This is a genomic window from Sodalis sp. RH16 (assembly GCF_047324245.1).
In the GTDB taxonomy this organism is placed as follows: Bacteria; Pseudomonadota; Gammaproteobacteria; order Enterobacterales; family Enterobacteriaceae; genus Acerihabitans; species Acerihabitans ligni.
Map to the genome: position 1 here is coordinate 606,605 of NZ_CP178737.1, position 19,666 is coordinate 626,270.

The 19,666-nt window shown below is 58.2% G+C and carries 16 protein-coding genes; 11 read left to right on the forward strand and 5 right to left on the reverse strand.

The features are described from left to right. The first annotated feature begins 4 nt into the window (after positions 1-4). The 9 genes from ACL2XJ_RS02765 (at position 5) to ACL2XJ_RS02805 (ending at position 12,810) form a co-directional block, all read left to right on the forward strand. Positions 5-925: an ABC transporter permease gene (locus ACL2XJ_RS02765; protein WP_413725559.1), complete on the forward strand. Its 921-nt coding sequence runs from the start codon at positions 5-7 to the stop codon at positions 923-925. Further along, positions 922-1,797, forward strand: coding sequence for an ABC transporter permease (locus ACL2XJ_RS02770; protein ID WP_413725560.1), 876 nt, complete (start codon positions 922-924; stop codon positions 1,795-1,797). Before ACL2XJ_RS02765 ends, ACL2XJ_RS02770 begins: the two co-directional genes overlap by 4 nt. 5 nt (positions 1,798-1,802) lie before the next feature. Next, complete coding sequence (locus ACL2XJ_RS02775) at positions 1,803-2,822, forward strand: ABC transporter ATP-binding protein (protein WP_413725561.1); 1,020 nt, start codon at positions 1,803-1,805, stop codon at positions 2,820-2,822. Further along, positions 2,819-3,793, forward strand: coding sequence for an ABC transporter ATP-binding protein (locus ACL2XJ_RS02780; protein WP_413725562.1), 975 nt, complete (start codon positions 2,819-2,821; stop codon positions 3,791-3,793). Before ACL2XJ_RS02775 ends, ACL2XJ_RS02780 begins: the two co-directional genes overlap by 4 nt. A gap of 165 nt (positions 3,794-3,958) precedes the next feature. Continuing rightward, complete coding sequence (locus ACL2XJ_RS02785) at positions 3,959-4,912, forward strand: hypothetical protein (protein ID WP_203523986.1); 954 nt, start codon at positions 3,959-3,961, stop codon at positions 4,910-4,912. A 57-nt stretch (positions 4,913-4,969) separates the two neighbouring features. Next, positions 4,970-6,502, forward strand: a complete 1,533-nt coding sequence (hutH, locus tag ACL2XJ_RS02790; protein WP_413725563.1) for a histidine ammonia-lyase — start codon at positions 4,970-4,972, stop codon at positions 6,500-6,502. Positions 6,503-7,116: 614 nt separating this feature from the next. Then, the gene (locus ACL2XJ_RS02795) at positions 7,117-8,253 is read left to right on the forward strand and encodes an efflux RND transporter periplasmic adaptor subunit (protein WP_413726840.1); all 1,137 of its coding nucleotides are present in this window, start codon (positions 7,117-7,119) and stop codon (positions 8,251-8,253) included. 8 nt (positions 8,254-8,261) lie between these two features. Beyond that, positions 8,262-11,405: an efflux RND transporter permease subunit gene (locus ACL2XJ_RS02800; protein WP_413725564.1), complete on the forward strand. Its 3,144-nt coding sequence runs from the start codon at positions 8,262-8,264 to the stop codon at positions 11,403-11,405. Then, positions 11,395-12,810, forward strand: a complete 1,416-nt coding sequence (locus ACL2XJ_RS02805; RefSeq protein WP_413725565.1) for an efflux transporter outer membrane subunit — start codon at positions 11,395-11,397, stop codon at positions 12,808-12,810. Before ACL2XJ_RS02800 ends, ACL2XJ_RS02805 begins: the two co-directional genes overlap by 11 nt. A 110-nt stretch (positions 12,811-12,920) precedes the next feature. On the opposite strand, the gene ACL2XJ_RS02810 is transcribed toward ACL2XJ_RS02805, so the two are convergent. The 3 genes from ACL2XJ_RS02810 to ACL2XJ_RS02820 all read right to left on the reverse strand — a co-directional run bounded on the left by ACL2XJ_RS02810 (position 12,921) and on the right by ACL2XJ_RS02820 (position 16,190). Beyond that, a complete protein-coding gene (locus tag ACL2XJ_RS02810) occupies positions 12,921-14,393 on the reverse strand; it encodes a Fic family protein (RefSeq protein WP_413725566.1) in 1,473 nt (490 codons plus the stop codon). Positions 14,394-14,520: 127 nt separating this feature from the next. After that, a complete protein-coding gene (locus ACL2XJ_RS02815) occupies positions 14,521-15,402 on the reverse strand; it encodes an NmrA family NAD(P)-binding protein (RefSeq protein WP_413725567.1) in 882 nt (293 codons plus the stop codon). A 68-nt stretch (positions 15,403-15,470) separates the two neighbouring features. Beyond that, the gene (locus ACL2XJ_RS02820; RefSeq protein WP_413725568.1) at positions 15,471-16,190 is read right to left on the reverse strand and encodes an SDR family oxidoreductase; all 720 of its coding nucleotides are present in this window, start codon (positions 16,188-16,190) and stop codon (positions 15,471-15,473) included. A gap of 167 nt (positions 16,191-16,357) precedes the next feature. Here ACL2XJ_RS02820 and ACL2XJ_RS02825 point away from each other — a divergent pair, with 167 nt between their 5' ends. After that, the gene (locus ACL2XJ_RS02825) at positions 16,358-16,855 is read left to right on the forward strand and encodes a winged helix-turn-helix transcriptional regulator (protein WP_413725569.1); all 498 of its coding nucleotides are present in this window, start codon (positions 16,358-16,360) and stop codon (positions 16,853-16,855) included. 31 nt (positions 16,856-16,886) lie between these two features. Here the strand turns inward: ACL2XJ_RS02825 and ACL2XJ_RS02830 are convergent, their stop codons facing one another. Both ACL2XJ_RS02830 and idnO read right to left on the reverse strand, forming a co-directional pair. Continuing rightward, on the reverse strand, positions 16,887-17,363 hold the full coding sequence (locus tag ACL2XJ_RS02830) for a YhcH/YjgK/YiaL family protein (protein ID WP_413725570.1): 477 nt from the start codon (positions 17,361-17,363) through the stop codon (positions 16,887-16,889). 76 nt (positions 17,364-17,439) lie between these two features. Next, positions 17,440-18,204, reverse strand: coding sequence for a gluconate 5-dehydrogenase (gene idnO, locus ACL2XJ_RS02835; protein ID WP_413726841.1), 765 nt, complete (start codon positions 18,202-18,204; stop codon positions 17,440-17,442). 458 nt (positions 18,205-18,662) lie between these two features. On the opposite strand from idnO, the gene ACL2XJ_RS02840 reads away from it, so the two are divergent. Then, complete coding sequence (locus tag ACL2XJ_RS02840; protein WP_413725571.1) at positions 18,663-19,655, forward strand: LacI family DNA-binding transcriptional regulator; 993 nt, start codon at positions 18,663-18,665, stop codon at positions 19,653-19,655. The last annotated feature ends 11 nt before the right edge of the window (positions 19,656-19,666 follow it).

Here is a 19,666-nt window from a genome sequence, read left to right on the forward strand (position 1 = left end):
CCGCGTGGCTAAATATATTCTGTCCAGAGTAGTGGAAGTGCTGATTGCCCTGTTCGGCCTGGTGACCATCATTTTTCTGGTATCGCGCATGCTGGGGGATCCGGTATCGCTGCTGCTGCCCCAGGGCGCCAGCGCCGCCGACCTCCAGGCCATGCGGGAGCAGTTGGGGTTGCAGCGCCCGCTGCTGGATCAATATCTCGGTTTCCTGCGCCATGTGCTGTCGGGGGATCTGGGCACCTCCTTTTTTTATCAGCGCCCGGCGCTGCAGGTGGTGCTGGAACGCATGCCGGCCACCCTGGCGCTGACGGCGCTCTCCGCCCTGTTCGGCCTGGCGATAGGCTGCCTGGCCGGCCTGGCGGCGGCCCTGTACCGTAACTCCGTCTGGGAATTTCTGGTGCTCACCCTGGCCATGCTGGGGCAGGCCACTCCGGCGTTCTGGCTGGCCATTATGCTGATCCTGCTGTTTTCAGTCCACCTGGGCTGGCTGCCCACCGGCGGCACCGGCAGCGCGCTGCATCTGGTGATGCCCACCGCCGTCATGTCGATTTTCATCGCCGCCAATATCGCCCGCCTGTTTCGATCCAGCCTGCTGGAGGTCATGGGCGAGGACTATGTGCGCACCGCCTGGGCCAAGGGCCTGCCGCCGCGAACGGTTATCAGCTGGCATATGGCGCGCAACGCCGTCCTGCCGGTGGTGACCATGAGCGGGCTGCTGGTGGGGGAGATGCTGGGGGGATCGGTGGTGGTGGAAACCATTTTTTCCTGGCCGGGGGTGGGCCGGCTTATCGTCGAGGCGGTGGCTAACCGGGATTTCCCGTTGATCCAGGCGGGGGTGGCGGTGGTGTCCGGCCTGTTTTTACTGGTGAGCCTGGCGGTGGACCTGCTGTACAGCCTGCTGGATCCGCGCGTGAGGCAATCCCCATGATCAGGGCTGACGGCTTGCGAAGCCTGGGCCGCAGCCTGGCGGCCAGCAAAATCGGCCTGATTGGCTGGGTGGTGCTGCTCCTGCTGCTGCTGGGGGCATTGAGCACGTATCTGCTGCCCCTGCCCGACCCGGTGCACGGCAATCTTTTACAGCGGTTAAAGCCGCCCTCCTATCGGTTTTTCACGCTGTCGTCCCATCCCCTGGGCACCGATCAACTGGGACGGGATATGTTCAGCCGCCTGCTGTTCGGCAGCCGGGTATCCATTACCGTGGGCTGCGCCGCGGTGCTGATGGGCGGGGTGGTGGGCGTGCTGGTGGGCATGATCTCCGGCTATGCCGGCGGTATCACCGATCGGGTATTGATGCGTTTAGTGGATATGCAGCTTTCCATCCCGCTGATTTTGCTGGCGCTGATGGTTATCGCCGCCGCCGGGCCCAGCCTGGGCAATCTGATTATCGTGCTGGCGCTTACCAGTTGGATCCGCTACGCCCGCCTGGTGCGCGGCCAGGTATTGGCCCTGCGGCGCCAGGAGTTTGTCCTGTCGGCCACCGCCGTGGGAGCGGGACCCTGGCATATCCTGCGCTATTATCTGCTGCCGAATGTTCTCACCCCGATCCTGGTTATCGCCACGCTGGAGTTTTCCCGGGTTATCTTGCTGGAAGCCAGTTTAAGCTTTCTGGGGCTGGGCGTTCAGCCGCCCTGGCCGAGCTGGGGCAGAATGCTGGCGGAAGGGCGCACCTATATCGCCACCGCCTGGTGGGTCACCACCTTTCCGGGGCTGGCTATCGTATTAACGGTGATGAGCGCCAACTTTGTCGGTGACTGGCTGCGCGATTTTTTTGATCCCAAACTGCATTCCACCGGAGAATGAAGCCTATGCCGCCGCTGCTGGAAGTGCGTAATCTCACCGTTGAGGTACCCGCCAAACGGGGACGGCCCCCGGTGCGTATCATCGAAGATATCAGCTATGATCTGGACTACCATCAGACTCTGGGCATCGTGGGAGAGAGCGGCAGCGGTAAAAGCATGCAGGCCCTGGCTATGCTGGGACTGCTGCCCCTGCGCAAGGGCGGGCGGATTCAGGGGGAAGTGCTGTTCCAGGGCAAAGACCTGTTGACCCTGTCCCCTAAAGCGCTCAGGGAGATCCGCGGCGGCCAGATAGGCATGATCTTCCAGGAGCCGATGACCTCCCTCAATCCGGTGCTGACCATTGGCCGCCAGCTGGCGGAACCCCTGGTGCATCATATGGGCATGAGCTACGGCAAGGCGCGCCGGCATGCCGTCGACCTTTTGGGGCTGGTGGGCATTCCCGATGCCGCTGAACGGATCAGGCAGTACCCGTTCCAGTTTTCCGGCGGCATGCGCCAGCGCGCCATGATCGCCATGGCCATTGCCTGCAAGCCGAAGCTGCTGATCGGCGACGAATCCACCACCGCCCTTGATGTCACCATCCAGGCGCAGATTATCCAGCTGATTCGGGATCTGCGAGACGAGATGCGGATGTCCATTATCTGGATCACCCATGATATGGGGGTGGTGGCCGCCATGGCGGACCGGGTACAGGTGCTGTACGCCGGTAAAATCATGGAAACGGGGCCGGTGGAACAGGTTTTCGGCCAGCCCTATAGCGCCTATACCTGGGCACTGCTGCAATCCCTGCCCAAACGCGGCCAGCGCCCCAGGGAACCGCTGTTTCAAATCGCCGGGCAACCCATCAACCCGGCCCTGCGGCCGCCGGGTGATCCCTTTGCGCCGCGCAATCCCTTCGCCACCCCGCGCTGCCATCTGGAAATGCCGCCGCTGCGACCGGTGTCCGACGTAGCGCCGCAGCACCGGGTGGCCGCCTGGTACGATCTGCCCCGCTGTCTGGAACAACAACAGGAAAATAACCCATGAACCATGCCCCGCCGCCCGCTACGGCAATAGAAAGGCAGGCTACGAGCCACGCCCCATCGCCCCCGGCCCGGCCGCCGCTATTGCAGGTTGAGGGCTTAAGCAAAGAGTATCCGGTCAATAGTCCGTGGTTCGGCCGGCGCGGGGTGTTCACCGCGGTGGGGGGCGTGAGCTTTTCCCTGGCGAAAGGAGAAACCCTGGGATTGGTGGGCGAATCCGGATCGGGGAAAAGCACCGTGGCGCGCTGCCTGATGCAGCTGGAACGGCCCACCGGCGGCCGGGTTCTGCTTGAGGGACAGGATCTGGCGCAGCTCGGCCAAAGCGAGCTGCGGCCGCTGCGCAGAGTTATGCAGATCATCTTTCAAGACCCTTACTCCGCCCTCAACCCCCGCATGACCGCCGGCCGGTTTGTGGCGGACCCTATTATTATCCACGAGGGAAGACAGCCCCGACAGGCTTTAGAGCAGCGGGTAGAGGCGCTGTTCGCCAAGGTGGGGCTGGACAACAGCCATATCCATCGATATCCCCATGAATTTTCCGGCGGCCAGCGCCAGCGCATCTGTATCGCCCGGGCGCTGGTGCTGTCGCCCCGGTTAATCGTGGCGGATGAGCCGATTACCGCCCTGGATGTCTCCATTCAGGCGCAAATAATCAACCTGCTGCAGCAGTTGCAGGATGAACAGGGACTCTCTTACCTGTTTATTTCCCACGATCTTGGCATGGTCCGCCATATCTGCCATCGGGTCGCGGTGATGCTGCGCGGCATGATTGTGGAAACCGGTTCCGTGGAGGATATTTTCAACGACCCGCGCCATCTCTATACCCAGGCGCTGCTCAGCGCCACTCTTGAAGCCGATCCGGCCCTGGAGCGCAGTAAAAAGCGGACGTTTTATAGCCCAACCCCCGCCGGAAGGTTGACCGCCGGCTATATGCGCGAAGTATCGCCGGGACATTTTGTCCGGGAAGAGCTGTAAGGCGAGGTAAAACAGCCCCGGTTCCTAATGCCGGTTGTCGTTTCAAACCACAAATGTATATACATAATATTATATTGTATATACAATAATCCTGTCATGATTATGACGCCCCTTTTTACGGCGGCGTAGCCGTTAGGTTGTTTTTTGACGACAGGAGTAAGTGGTATGAGTTATACGAGCCTTGGCGATGTGATTAACGACATCCACAGCCATACCGGGCTAATCGCCCATGATGAACCCGCCGAGATCCACGCCTTTCGCACCGGCACGCTGGACAATCAGGCGGGAAGCTACGGTCAGTATTTCGGCACCTGGGATATCGCGGCCGGCATGATGCGCGATTACTCCATGTATACCTATTATCCGCTGCTGCAGATCGTTGAAAATCCGGCCATCGATCTGTCCCAGTTCGCCTTTATCCTCGACAGCTTCGATCACCCCTACAGCAACTATCTGCGCTACAGCGGTTTTCCGAAAATGGGCAAGCTGGCCTTCGCCATGCGGGAGTGGCTGCCGCAGGCCGAGTCGCGCCGGCAGGCGGTTGAAGCCATCAGGGCGTTTTGTATATACACCAACAAAATGGCCGCCTGGTCTTTCCACTACTTTCCCTGGCGCCTAGGTAAAGAGTTTACCTATAGCCAGCCCGAAGCGGCCGCCCCTTCCCTCGCCGACCCGGCGCTGCGGGTAAAAATCAACCAGGGCCGCAAGATTCGCCTCACCTGGCAGCCGCTGGGCATCACCGTGGACGCCTATCTGGCGGTGAATGAAAACCCGGAGCTGTGCCAGGATGTGATCAACGCCCTGCCCTTTACCATTTTGCAGGATCACGCCGTGGTCACCGGCGAGTCCATGTATGCCTGGTGCCCGCTGGTATCCACCGCCCCAATCCATGTGCGGGAAAGAATCTGCGATGCCCCGAAAGGGCGGCTGCGTTTTTCCCAGTCCACCGGACAAAAATTCATCGTCCAGTACGGCCCCACCACCGAGGATTTGGCCCAGCCGGTATTGGGGGAAGTGGTGCCGGAACATACCGATCGTCTCGACGCGGTGGGTATCGAGGTCTGGAAAAGCACCTTTGAAACCAAAACCCCTATCTGGCTGCGGGTAGAACTGGCCTGACCGTATTATCTATCCCTAAATAGGGATAGCGGTAATCCACTCCACAGGAATGACAGCATGATTATCTTAAAACCCGGCAAGGTGACGTTGCCGGAGCTGGAGCAAATTTACCGCTCCGACGTGGGCGTCCGGCTCGATCCGGCCATGGAAGGGGCAATACAGCACAGCGCGGCGCGGGTGGCGCAGATTGTGGCGGGGGATGCGGCGGTCTACGGCATCAATACCGGGTTCGGCAAGCTGGCGTCGGTGCGCATTCCCGCCGAAGACGTGGCCACCTTGCAGCGCAACCTGATTTTATCCCACTGCTGCGGCGTGGGGGAAGCGCTGGCCAGGCCGGTGGTGCGCCTGATCATGGCCCTTAAGCTTATATCCCTGGGACGGGGCGCCTCCGGGGTGCGCTATGACATTATTCGTCTTATCGAAGGGATGCTGGCCTGCGACGTTATACCGGTGATTCCCGGCCAGGGCTCGGTGGGCGCCTCGGGAGATTTGGCGCCCCTGGCGCACATGGTGGCGGTGATGATAGGCGAAGGCGAGGCGGTGATGCTCGGACAAAGAATGCCCGCCCGGCAGGCGCTGCAGCTGGCGGGGCTGAAACCGGTGGTGCTGGCGGCCAAAGAGGGCCTGGCGCTGATCAACGGCACGCAGGTTTCCACCGCCCTGGCCCTGGCCGGACTGTTCGGCGCTCATCGGGCGCTGCAAACCACGCTCATCTCCGGCGCCCTCACCACCGACGCCATCATGGGCTCCACCGCCCCGCTGCATGATGAAATCCATCAACTGCGCGGGCACCGGGGACAGATAGACACCGCCCGAAGCCTCAGCCGTTTGCTGGCAACGTCAGAAATACGCCAAAGCCATTTGGAAAACGACCCGCGCGTGCAGGATCCCTATTGCATCCGCTGCCAGCCGCAGGTGGCCGGCGCCGCCCTTGATTTGATCCGCCAGGTGGCGGCCACGCTATGCACCGAAGCCAACGCCGTCACCGACAATCCGCTGCTGCTGTCCGATAATACCGTGGTGTCCGGGGGAAATTTCCATGCCGAGCCGGTGGCGTTCGCGGCGGATATCCTGTCCCTGGCCATTGCCGAGATAGGCTCCATCGCCCAGCGGCGCATTGCCCTGATGGTGGATCCCGCCTTGAGCTTCGGCCTGCCGGCATTTCTGGTGGCCGCTCCCGGGCTTAACTCCGGCATGATGATCGCCGAAGTGACCTCAGCCGCCCTGATGAGCGAAAACAAGCAAATGACCCATCCCGCCTCGGTGGACTCCACACCCACCTCCGCCAACCAGGAGGATCATGTCTCCATGGCCTGCCACGGCGCGCGCCGCCTGCTCAAAATGCTTGATAACCTCAATGCTATCTTAGGGATTGAAATCATGGCCGCCACCCAGGGCATTGAATTCCGCTCGCCCCTCGCCACCAGCCCTGAGCTGCTCAAGGTAACGCGGCAGGTGAGAAAACAGGTAGCCCCGCTGACCACCGATCGCTACATGGCGACGGATATCGCCAATGCCGCGCAGATGGTGGCCTCCGGCGCCATCATCGGCGCCCTGGGCAGCGACGGATTGTTACCGCCGCTGATGTGAGCGGACTGATGCAGGGTATCCATGTCTCGTCATAACCGGCATCCGCCGGTTTTTCTGCCTAAAAAACATACCCCCGCTAATAAATGGCAAATGCATCTTGAAACACACATGTCTCCATGTTGCGACGCCATAACATTGACCTAATTTATTCTATTGATAATTAATCACATTCTCATTTCACACCACTAATAAAGTCATGTGGCTTAATACCTCTTAGCGCATGCCTTACGTTATCTCCATATTTCCAGACACGCCTGGAGTTAATGTGCCAATAACGACGTAAACGCCGCATTCCGTTTAACGTCGCCAGCCCCTTTTGCGTTGGTAGCGCTGTAAGGGGCGTTTTCATTATCGCACTCGGCAACCGGCTGCTTATGGCAAAAAAACAACTACTCCTACACCACGCGGCAAATGCCGTTTCGCAGCGTTATAGATATGCATTCATCTGTAATAGATGTGCGCTTACGGCCGGGGGTAACCCATTACACATTGATGAAATGTTTCGCCGCCATAAGGAACCTTCGCGAACCTTACGGCTTTTTTAAGCGAACGCTGACAGGAATTTACCGGAGCGGTCGCTCTCGTTTCTTTTGATGAACGGTATGAAATTCATTATGCGCCAGAGATTTCTTTACACCAGTTTGATTCTGCTGCTCGCCGGTTGCCACCAGGACACATCATCCCCCCAAGCAACCCAACCCACGGCAGTGGGAGTGGTGACGCTACAGACCCAGCCCATCACATTATTCACCCAACTTCCCGGCCGGACCACGGCGGTAAGAACCGCCGAGGTCCGGCCGCAGGTGAACGGCGTTATTCAAAAACGACTGTTTATCGAGGGCGGCGAGGTGAAAGCGGGCCAGCCGCTGTACCAGATCGATCCCGCCAGCTATCAGGCTGCCTACGATAAAGCTCAGGCCACCTATACCAATGCCTCACTGCTGGCGAAACGCTACCAGCCGCTGGCCGCCGCGCACGCCATCAGCCAGCAAAGCTATGCGGACGCGGTGGCCAGCGCCAACGAAGCAAAAGCCGATTTGGAGACCGCCCGGGTCAATCTCGACTATACGCAGGTGCGCGCGCCCATTTCCGGCCATATCGGCCGCTCTCTTTCCACCGAGGGGGCATTGGTTACCAACGGACAAACCAATTACCTCACTACCATTGCCCAACTCGATCCCATCTATGTGGATGTGAGCGAATCGTCCCAGGATATGCTGCGCCTGCGCCGCGCGCTGGCCAGCGGCATGTTGCAAAAAACCGGCGATAACGCCGCCGCGGTAACGCTGACCCTTGAAGACGGATCGCCTTATCCCCAGCAGGGACGGCTGGAATTTTCGGAAGTGACGGTGGATGAAGCCACCGGCAGCGTCACGATGCGCGCGTCCTTCCCCAATCCCCATAACGAATTGCTGCCGGGCATGTTTGTCCATGCCAGCTTCCCGCGCGGGATACAGGAACAGGGCATTCTGGTGCCGCAGGAAGCCATCATGCATGACAACAAAGGCCAGCCTTACGTTTACCTGGTGCAAAAGGATAACACCATTGCCCAGGCCGATATCGCCACAGGTCAGATGATCAACGACAAATGGCTGGTGAATAAGGGACTGAACGCCGGCGAAAGCGTGGTGGTCAGCGGGCTGCAGCAGATTCACGTCGGCAGCAGGGTGAAGGCGGTATCGTCAGGTTCGGACGATGTGCCCGGCAAGAACGGCGTTACCCTTTCCATGACCGACGCCTCGGCGCAATAGGAGGCGATATGTCAAAGTTCTTTATCGACCGCCCGATTTTCGCTTGGGTAATCGCCATTATCGTGATGCTGGTAGGCGCTATCGCGGTACTGAATCTGCCTATCAGCCAATATCCCACCATTGCAGCGCCGGCTATCTCGATTACCGTCACCTATCCGGGCGCCAGCGCGGAAACGACGCAGAATACCGTGGTGCAGGTTATCGAACAGCAGTTGAACGGCCTCGATAACTTGCGCTACATCGAATCCCAAAGCAGCGACGACGGCAGCGCGCAGATTATCGTGACGTTCAATCAGGGTACCAATCCCGATATCGCCCAGGTCCAGGTGCAGGACCGGGTGTCGCTGGCGGAAGCGCAGCTGCCTGCAGCGGTCACCGATCAGGGACTGCGGATCCGCAAATACCAATCCAACTTCATGATGGTGGTCAGTCTGATTTCCAAAGACGGGAAATTGAGCAACAGCGATCTGGCGGACCTGCTGGTGTCCAAGCTTGAAGACCCTATTTCCCGCACCAAAGGCGTCGGCGACTTCCAGGTGATGGGGGCGGAATATGCCATGCGCATCTGGCTGGACCCGGATAAACTCTACAAATATCAGCTGATACCCAGCGATATCACCACCGCGCTCAATGAACAGAACGTCCAGGTGTCATCCGGCTCCCTTAGCGGATTGCCCACCATCCCCGGAGCAAAAACCACCGCCACTATTTTGGGCAAGTCCCGTTTTACCACGGTATCCCAGTTCGAAAACGTCCTGTTGAAGGTCAACACGGACGGTTCCCAGGTACGCCTGAAAGACGTGGCGAAAGTGGCGCTGGGGCCGCAAAGCTATAATGTCGACTCCACCTATAACGGCATGCCTTCCGCCGGTATCGCGCTGCTGCTCTCCAGCGGAGCGAATGAGCTGGATACCGCCAACGCGGTGCGCCAGACGGTGGCGGGCGTGAAGGATTCGTTGCCGGGCAACGTGGAGGTAGTGTATGCCTATGACACCTCGCCGGTGGTCAGCGCATCTATCGAAGAAGTGGTGAAAACGCTGTTGGAGGCCATTGTGCTGGTCTTCCTGGTGATGCTGGTCTTCTTGCAGAACCTGCGGGCGACCCTGGTCACCACCCTGGTGGTTCCCGTGGTACTGCTGGGCACCTTCGGCATACTTGCCGCCTTCGGCTATAGCATCAACACATTGACAATGTTCGGCATGGTGCTGGCCATCGGCCTGCTGGTAGACGATGCCATCGTGGTGGTGGAAAACGTCGAGCGCGTCATGGCTGAGGACGGCTTGCCTCCCAAAGAGGCTACCATCAAATCCATGCGCCAGATCCAGGGCGCGCTGTTCGGGATAGCGCTGGTGCTCTCGGCGGTATTGCTTCCCATGGCCTTCTTCAGCGGTTCAACGGGCGTCATTTACCGACAGTTCTCCATTGCCATTGTTTCGGCCATGGCCTTATCGGTACTGATGGCGTTGATTTTCACCCCGGCGCTGTGCGCCACCGTTCTCAAAAGCACGTCGGCGCAGCATAAAACCACCGGCATGGCCGGCTGGTTCAACCGAAAATTCGATTCCGGCACCCGGCACTATGTTAATGGCGTCGGCAAGGTCATCTCACGCCGCGGTCTGTTTTTGCTGCTTTATCTGGTATTGGTCGTCCTCACCGGTTTTCTCTTTGAGCACGTGCCCACCACATTCCTGCCCAACGAGGATCAGGGGGTAATGACGCTGCAAGTGACGTTGCCCCCCAACGCTTCGGCACAGCGCACCCAGAAAGTCATCAATGACATCAATGAATGGCTGCACAAGAACGAGGCGGCAACGGTCAATTCCGTCTTTGCCGCCAACGGCTTTAGCTTCGGCGCCCGCGGGCAAAGCACCGCCATGGCGTTCGTCCGGCTAAAAGACTGGAGCCTGCGTCCCGACGGCAATCAGAGCGTGCAGAGCCTGGCCCAGCGGACCATGGCGCATTTCGCCGGCTATAAAAACGCCAAGATTTACGCCCTGGTGCCGCCTGCGGTAATGGAGCTGGGCAATGCCACCGGTTTCGACTTCTATTTGCAGGACACATTGAACAAGGGCCATGACGCGCTGATGGCGGCTCAAAGCCAATTTTTACAGTTGGCCGCAAAGGATAAGCGATTAGCCGCGGTGCGCGCCAACGGCATGGCGGATGAACCGCAATATCAACTGAACATCGATGACGAACGCGCCAGCGCATTGGGCCTCAATCTGGAGAATATCAACGATACCCTCTCCGTGGCCTGGGGGTCGAGCTACGTCAATCAGTTTATGTTCAACGGCCGCGTCAAGGAGGTGTATCTGCAGGGCAACGCCGGCTCCAGGGTGACGCCGGAAGATCTTAATAAATGGTATTTCCGTAATGCCAGCGGAACCATGGTGCCCTTCTCCGCCTTCGGCAGCGGTAAATGGGTCTTCGGTTCGCCGCGCTATGAACGTTTCAACGGTCTTTCCGCCATGGAAATCATGGGCTCGCCGGCCAGCGGCTACAGCACCGGCGACGCGGTGAAAGCGGTTTACGACATCATGGCCAAACTGCCTCAGGGATTCAAACCGCAATGGCACGGCGTCTCCTATGAAGAGCAAACATCGGGTTCACAGACGCCGGCGCTCTACAGCATATCGATTCTGGTGGTGTTCCTCTGCCTGGCGGCGCTGTACGAAAGCTGGTCAATTCCGCTTTCCGTGATTCTGGTGGTGCCGCTAGGCGTACTGGGCACCATCGCGGCGGTGCTTTTACGCGGGCTGGAAAACGATGTCTTCTTCCAGGTAGGTTTGCTGACTACCGTCGGGCTGGCGGCGAAAAACGCCATCCTGATTGTCGAATTCGCCAAGGAACTGCAAGAGCGGGAGGGTAAAGACCTGATGGATGCGGTGATTACCGCGGCCCGTATGCGCATACGACCCATCATCATGACCTCCATGGCCTTTGTGCTCGGCGTGCTGCCGCTCACCATGTCCCGCGGCGCCGGCGCGGGCAGCCAGCACTCCATCGGAACCGCGGTGGTGGGCGGCATGATAACAGCCACCTTCCTCGCCATTTTCTTTGTGCCGATGTTTTACGTTGTGGTGGCCCAGCGTTTTTCCGGCAAGAAGGCCGCTAAACCTGTTTATGAAGAGAAAGTTCATAATGATAATTGAAACCTTCCGGTCGGCTGTGCTGCCGCTGGCTCTGTCCGCCGTACTGCTGAACGGCTGCTCATTGGAACCGAAATACCAGCGCCCGGCCTTGCCCGTCGCCAATCATTACGATTACGGCGCCGCCGCCACGCCGGGCGACGGCGCCGATTTGCCGTGGCAAACGTTTTTCACCGACCCGAGCCTGCGCCGGCTGATAAGCCTATCCTTGCAAAATAACCGCGATCTGCGGGTGGCGGCGCTTAACGTCGAAGTGGCCCGATCCCAGGTGCAGATTGATCGCGCGGCGCTGTTGCCAAGCGTCAATTTGTCCGCCGGCGAAACCGCCGAACATATTCCCGGCGGCCTGTATAATACCGCCAGCACAGGGCCAATCACTTATCACGAGTTCAATACCAGTCTCGCAGTGACCTCCTGGGAGCTTGATTTCTTCGGCCGCCTGCGCAGCCTGCGCGATCAGGCGCTGGAGCAATACCTCTCCCTGGACGCCACCCGGCGTGCTACCCGGATAAGCCTTATCTCCCAAGTGGCATCGGGCTATCTGTCGCTGTGCGCCGATAACGATCTGCTGAAGCTGGCGCAAGACACCGCCAAAAGCCAGCAGGCGTCCTATGACCTCACCAAACGGGGCTATGACGGAGGCGTTTACAGCGACCAGGATCTGGCGCAGGCGGAAACCTCCGTGCGCAGCGCCCAGGCGGATGTGGCCACCTATACGCGCCAGGTACGCCAGGATGTCAACGCGCTGCGGCTGCTGGCGGGCACCGATCTTCCCGCCAGTCTGCTGTCCAATGCGGGATTGAACAAAGATTGGCATTTCCCGGCCACCCCCGCCGGGCTGCCTTCCGATCTGCTGGCCCGCCGGCCGGATATTATTGCCGCGGAGCATACTCTTAAAGCATCCAACGCCAATATCGGCGCGGCGCGCGCGGCCTTCTTCCCGAGCATTACCCTGACGGCGGCCGGCGGATCCACCAGCAGCACCCTGAGCAGTCTGCTCAACGGCGGTACCGGGGCATGGTCATTTATGCCCTCCGTTAACCTGCCCATTTTCGACGGCGGCGTAAACAAAGCGAATTTGGCCATTGCTAAAGCGCAGAATCGCATCGAAATCGCCGATTATGAGAAGGCGATTCAAACGGCCTTCAAAGAGGTGGGGGATGCGCTGGCGGGACAGGATACCTACCGTGATGAACTGCAGGCGCGGGAACAAGATACCGCGGCCAACCAGCGCTATTTCGGTTATGCCAAAATGCGCTTTCAAACCGGCGTCGACAGCTATCTTAATGTGCTGGTGGCTCAGCGTTCGCTTTATACAGCGCAACAGGCTCTTATCACCACGCACCTCGGCCAGTTGAATCAGCAAATCACGCTGTACGAAACCCTCGGCGGCGGGTGGCAATCCTGATAAGACCGGATAAGGCCCTGGGCCTGTTGCTCCAACACGTTCCGAGCGCATTTCCCAGCGGCCTGAAGTTCTTGGCGCCTTGATTTACATGTGGATAAACCGCGTCAAGGTTAATTCAAGGTTCGATAGTGTTTGGCCTGCCAGGCGGAAAACTGCGCGGGTCGTAACCGGTATCGGGCTATTGACCCCTCGTGCAGCTGCCGCAGCTCTTCTATCACCAGCGCTTTCACCACGGCCTGTTCCTCCGGCTTCACTTCGGCGGCGACCATTGCCTCGATCAGTTCGATGGCGTCTTGATCCGCCGCCGCCACCACCTGATAAACCATACCCTTAACGATGAGGCGATAACGCAGCCTCAGCGGATCGGGCTCGCTTAATTCCTGCCTCAACGACCGGTATTCCTCCACGGAACGTTCATAGGCCCACAGATAAAGATCCCGCAGCAATTCGACCCGGGTCATTTCATACACCCCCAATATCGAGCGGCAGTAGGCTTGTTCCGGCACACCCAAAAACGCCAGCGGGCACAAATTGGCCCGCAGCAGCGGCAGATTGGCCGCCAGGCGGGAGGTACGTTTATTGACGTCGGCGAAAGGCTGCAGGTAGGGCAGATGGACCATTATAAAAAAAGACTGTTCGAAAGGATCGGTTATGGCCCGCGCCTTGATCAACAGTGAATCCAATACTTCACTGATGTGCGCCTCTCCTATAAGCGGCCGGTAGACACTTTTGCCGATGCCCACCGCGTGCTGGCGGATACGCCCGCCTTCGATGAATTTGGGCAACAGGTTTTCGGAAAGTATACTGTGTAAATTCAGCAGGGTATAGCGGTTGAAATCGGCCTCCTTGACACTCTCCAGCAGGAATTCGATGGCGGCTTTGTGATTGAGGATCATCTGGGTTTCCATCACCGTTTTGCCGCTGGCGGCTTGGCCATGCTCAATAAGCTTAACGGTGTCCAGACGGCTGTAGGTATTCCCTTCCAAATGACTGGATGCCCAGGACAAATCAATCATCAAACGACTTAATATTCCCCGGCCATAGGTGCCTGCGATCTTGGAAGCCTGCTCCATATCCCCCATCCGCCAAAGCTGGTTTCTGATGGGTTCGGGCAGGTAAAAAGTCACATTGGGTTCATAGGCATCGAGAAAATCACGCTGGTACCCCACGGGTATCCTGACGTGCACCGGCCGCTCAATATATCCGAGAATATCCTTACTGTCCTCGGACAGGGGAATCTTCGGGGGGTCGGTATCGCGATCTTCGTCGGAAAAAAGCCAGTACCGGGGATAGTCGTCACGCAGAATCAGCCCATGGGCCGCAGAGTGATTAAGGTCGACCACATAGTGCCGTCCCCGCCCCTCCCCCCGCGCCCGCACTTTGCCATCAGCGACAAGCTGCTTCAGCCAGCGCTGAAGGGTCCGTCGCGCAATGGCCGGATGTTCCGCCGACAAATCGGCCACCGTCAGAGGCTGGAATGTGTTGAAGATCGTCTGATAGACGTTATTTATTGAGTTCACAGGGGTAACCGAGAGCAACGGAAGGATGGCGCGATTATGGCGTGATGGATAATTTTGCGCCATAAACGCTCCATAAACGCGCCATGGACATGACGCTATTGACCTCATAGCGCCTTATTGCGCCACGTTAAACCATGCCTGCGGCGCGATGGGGAGCGCCGTTTCCCGCCCCCCCGCACCAATACTCTTCTCAGGCGTACACTCCGCGGTTCTTCTCGATAAAAGCCTGAACAGTAAGTGCCGGGGCGCCGGTGATTGTCTCTACGTTATCATTGGTGCCGGCAAAAATGCCCGCTTGGTAGTTTCGCGCCACTTCGGTGAGATGCTGAACGAGAAAGGGCGGGAAATGGTAAACCTGTTCCATTTTTTGCCTAAAGGCATCAATGGAGGCCGGAGCATAGTCGATTTTCACCCCCAGCACCTCACTCATGGCGGCGGCAATTTCCGTATGGTTCATTTCGACGGGACCGTGCAGGGTATAGATTTTGCCCTCGTGGCCGGCGGGGTCGGCAAGAATGTGCGCGATAACCCGCCCCTGATCCTCCGCGCTGACAGGCGCATGACGCCCGTCGCCAAAGGGGAATTCGATTTTTTTCCTGGCCTGTATCTCCTTGGCGAAGTGATCATAGACCAGCCAGTCGGCAAAAAAGGTCGGGCGCAAATGCGTCGTCGCCACCCCCGACCAGTCAAAGACCCGCTCGGAAATCCAGTGATCCTGCGCGGCATGGCTTGCGGATTCCCGCCGCGCCGATATTTGCGACATATTGACGATGGCGGTTACGCCGGCTTCCTTGGCCGCCTGCGCAAAAAAAGCGGCGGCGCTGATAATGCCCGGCGCTATGGGATAGAGGAAGTAAGCGGAGTCGATACCCTCCATCGCGGCGCGTATAGCGTCAATGTTGGTGAAATCACCCAAGGCGATCTCCACCCCGCGTTTGCGCAACGCCGCGGCCTTTTCGCTATCCGATCGCACATAAGCCCGTACGCGTTTACCCATGTTCAACAGTTGTTCAATGGCCGCGCCGCCGGTACGTCCGGTTGCGCCGCTTACCAGAATGTTTGCCTTAGTCATTTTCATCACCTTTGCCAAGCGCGAACCGGCCGCGAAACACGTCTGCCGCGGGCGGTTTTTGCCGTTGATCAGCCCGCCATAGCGGCGAAGAATTGTTCCAAGCCCTTGGGATTACCGCCCCACAGCACGGAAAGCTGTTTTGAGGTAGGATCGGGATAGATATCTTCCTGGTCGGCAATAATGCCCTTGACGATATCTTCAGCCGCGTCCGCGGGGGAGGCCTTGTCCAACGGCAGGTTTTTCGCCATGTCGGTATCGAGGGGGCCGGGAAAAACGCCGATGACCCGGATGTTCTTGGACTTCAACGCCGTTCGCGCCGCCTGCGTGGCTGAGAACAGCGCCGCTTTCGATGCCGAATAGCCCTCAATGCCCGGCACCGACGCCAGGCCGACCACGCTGACGACGTTGGCGATTACGCCGCCGCGCTTTTCCATCAAGGGCGCAAAAGCCTGCATCATGCGAACGGTGCCATAGTAGTTTACGTCCATGTCCGCCGACAGCTCTGCGGTTGTGGCCGTGAGAATAGAGGTGTAATTCATGATGCCGGCATTGTTCAGCACAATATCCACCGCGCCTATCTGCCGGGCGGCGGCGGACACGTCGTCGGGCTTGGTGATATCAAGCTGTACGGGAATCACTCGCGCATCGTTGAAATCAGGCAGGGACGAAAGAGTGCGTACGCCCGCATACACCTTGCCGATGCCGTATTTCAGGAATGCGCGCACGATTTCGGCGCCGATGCCGCGATTGGCGCCGGTGATCAATACTGATTTTTCTTGGATATTCATCGTCATGATCCTTAGGTTGGTTACAGCGGTGATTATTCAATGCACCAGCATTGACTTGACATGGGCGCATGCTCTCGCCATAGTTACTTGCATGATGATAGTATATGCGAAACTATCATCATGCAAGTGACTTTTAATACCTGTGGTTTTTTTAACCGGGAGCAAGTATGAAACATAAGAGTTTTGACGAGCTGGTGTGCCCCATCGCCCGCAGCCTTGATCAGGTGGGGGAGTGGTGGAGCATCCTGATTCTGCGCGAAGCTTTTTATGGGGCCAGGAAATTCGATGAGTTTCAAAAAGGCGTGGAAGGCATTGCGCCGAATACGCTGACGCGCCGCCTTAAAGAACTGGTGGGCTCCGGTCTTCTTAAACGCCGCCGCTACAGTGAACGTCCGGAGCGCTATGAATATATCCTGACGCAGTGCGGTCGCGATTTTTATCCGGTCTTGTGGGCATTACTGGATTGGGGCAATAAATATTTCGCCCCGGAGGGGGACATTGTCCAACTGGAAAATCTCAAAACCAAAAAATTGGCGGCGCCTTTCCTGGCCGACAGAAATACCGGCGAGGAAATATCACCGGTGAATTACCAGATTGTCGCCGGTCCCGGCGCCACCGACGCCGTCCGCGGTAAAATCGCCGCATCCCGGCAAAACCTGGATTAAGCGCTCAAACATAAGGCGGCGGCTATCCGCTTTATTCCCCGGGCAGCAGCGATGCATCGATTTTCGCCACCACTTTGCGCAGCCGTCCCGGAATGCCGAGAGTAGCCATAGGACGATGCAGCTCACCGGGAAACAGCAAGACGATGTCTCCGGGACGCAGGCGGATGAGACTCTCCTCACCCATGCCCCGGTAGAACCCGATATCCCCTTCTTCGTTGAAGGGGCCGTCGGAAAGCTGCCGGCTATCCAGCGGCGACGCGCCGATGACCTCCTCGCCTTCCAGCAACAGGTGCACGTCCACATAGCGGCGATGCAACTCCGGCCGCTGCTCGTGCAACGGCCGGCTCCTCCCTTCGATAACCGAAAAAAACAGGGCGTCGCCGTCGATGGCATAGCGGCCCGTGGCCAGTTGCGCCAGCGAATGTTGCTCAAGCGCCTGCAACAGCCGCCGAATGATGGCCGGATAGAGCGGATTCACCGCCGCCCGCGCCAGTGTATCGATAATCATGACAATTCCTTGATGGATAGGGGGATGCCGCGCCATGGCGGCGCCGGCGGAGTCTCAGGACAACGCCTCTGAGCCTTTACACCGCCACCAGCATGCCGCCGTCCACAAACAGCAGATGGCCGTTGACGAAGTCCGACGCGGCGGAGGATAAAAATACCGCGGCGCCGATGAGCTCACGCGGATCGCCCCAACGGGCCGCCGGCGTGCGTTTGCACAGCCATTCGGTAAATACCGGATCCTGCACCAGCGCCTGGGTCATTTCCGTTTTGAAATAGCCCGGCGCAATGCCGTTGACCTGGATGTTATAGCGCGCCAACTCCACGCACATACCGCGCGTGAGCATTTTCACCGCCCCCTTGGCGGCGGCATAAGGGGTAATGGTGTCGCGCCCCAGTTCGCTCTGCATGGAACAGATATTGACGATTTTACCGGCGTGGCGCTGAACCATGCGGCGTGATACCGATTGGGAAACCAGGAACACCGCGGTCTGGTTAACGGCAATGATGTCATTCCAATCTTTGAGGGGAAATTCGGTAAACGGATGGCGGCGTTGAATGCCGGCGTTGTTGAACAGCACATCAATGGCGCCGATATCCCGCTCGATATGCTCCACGGCGGATTCCACCGCCTGCGCGTCAGTCACGTCGAATGCGGCGGCGTGGGCGTTAAACCCCATATCGCGCAGCTTCAGCGCCGCAATTTCCGCCCGCTCCTGGGTAATATCATTGATGATAATTTCCGCGCCATATTCCGCCAACCCCTGCGCGGTGAGAAAACCGATTCCCCGGGCAGAACCGGTAATCAATATTTTTTTATTTTCAAGACTAAATAAATTCATTATTTTTTCCTACAGATTGGGCTTACGGTATTTAGCGTGCCGCCGGCTATTCGTCCGGCGACAATTAATACGATGTGAAAGTATTTATTTATCGTTCAGATAAAATACCCACATTCCCGGCTATTTAATTTCGCCAGCGAAAAACGTTCGTACTCTTGTGCTGTGCGACGCACCTTGCTTTGTCATTGCTGGAACGGCATCGCCCTGTGCCGCCGGATAACGAGTATGAAAGCGATTTAAGGCCGCTGAAACTGTGATGAAGATCACTTTAAATAGTGTTACGTCAACCTGTTACCTTTGCTGTGATCCAAGCGGGATAACGTTTTCGCTGCCGGGGAGAAACACAGGGAATGCCTGGGGACGGCGGCATGTTATCGATGGGGGAGAGACGGTAATACCCTTTTCTTTTACCGCTGCCCGGGGGCATAATCAATTCAATCAGATAGGACCGGAAATAATCAATGAAACCACAGCGGGTGACATTACAGGATATCGCCGCCCTGGCCGGCGTGACAAAAATGACGGTTAGCCGTTATTTACGCACGCCGGAAAAAGTGGCGCCGGATACCGCAGCGCGCATTGCGGCCATCCTGGCGGAGGTGAATTACCAGCCCGACCCGGAAAATCGCTCGCTGGCCAGTAATCAATTGCCGCGCATCGGCGTATTGATCCCCTCATTCAATAATCAGATTTTTGCGGACCTGCTGGCCGGCATTGAATCGGTAACGACCCCGCAGGGCTTTCGCACCCTGGTGGTGAATTATGATTACGACCGCGATCGTGAAGAAGAGCAAATCGCCAATATCCTGAATTTCCCGGTGGCCGGACTCATCCTGACGGAAACAATCCACACTTTGCGGGCGGAAAAATATTTGCACGCCGCGGATATCCCGGTGGCCGAAGTGATGGATATGACCGCCGGCAGCGGCAGGATCAACGTGGGCTTTGACAACAAGCAGGCCGCCCATGACATGACCCGTATGCTGCTGGCCAGCGGCAAGCGCCGCATCATCTATTTCGGTTCCATGTCCGACGACCGCGATCAAAAGCGGTACCACGGATACTGCCAGGCCATGGCCGATGCATGCCTGCCCACCGGACGGCTGATACCCAACAAGGTATCCTCGGTGTCGATGGGCACCGGCATGATGACCATGGCCCGCCAGATGTATCCGGATCTGGACGGTATCTTGTGCACCAATGACGATCTGGCGGTAGGCGTGTTACAGGAATGCCTGGCCTCAGGTATCCGCGTCCCCGAGGAAATAGGCATAGCCGGCTTTCACGGCCTGGATATCGGCCAGGTGACCCAGCCGAAACTGGCAAGCGTAGTCACCCCGCGCTTTGAGATGGGACGGGTATCCACCGAAATACTAATACGTAAAATCAAAGGCATATCCACAATAGAACAAATAGATCTGCACTATCGGCTCTCTCCCGGCGGTACCCTGTAAGGCGGGCCGCC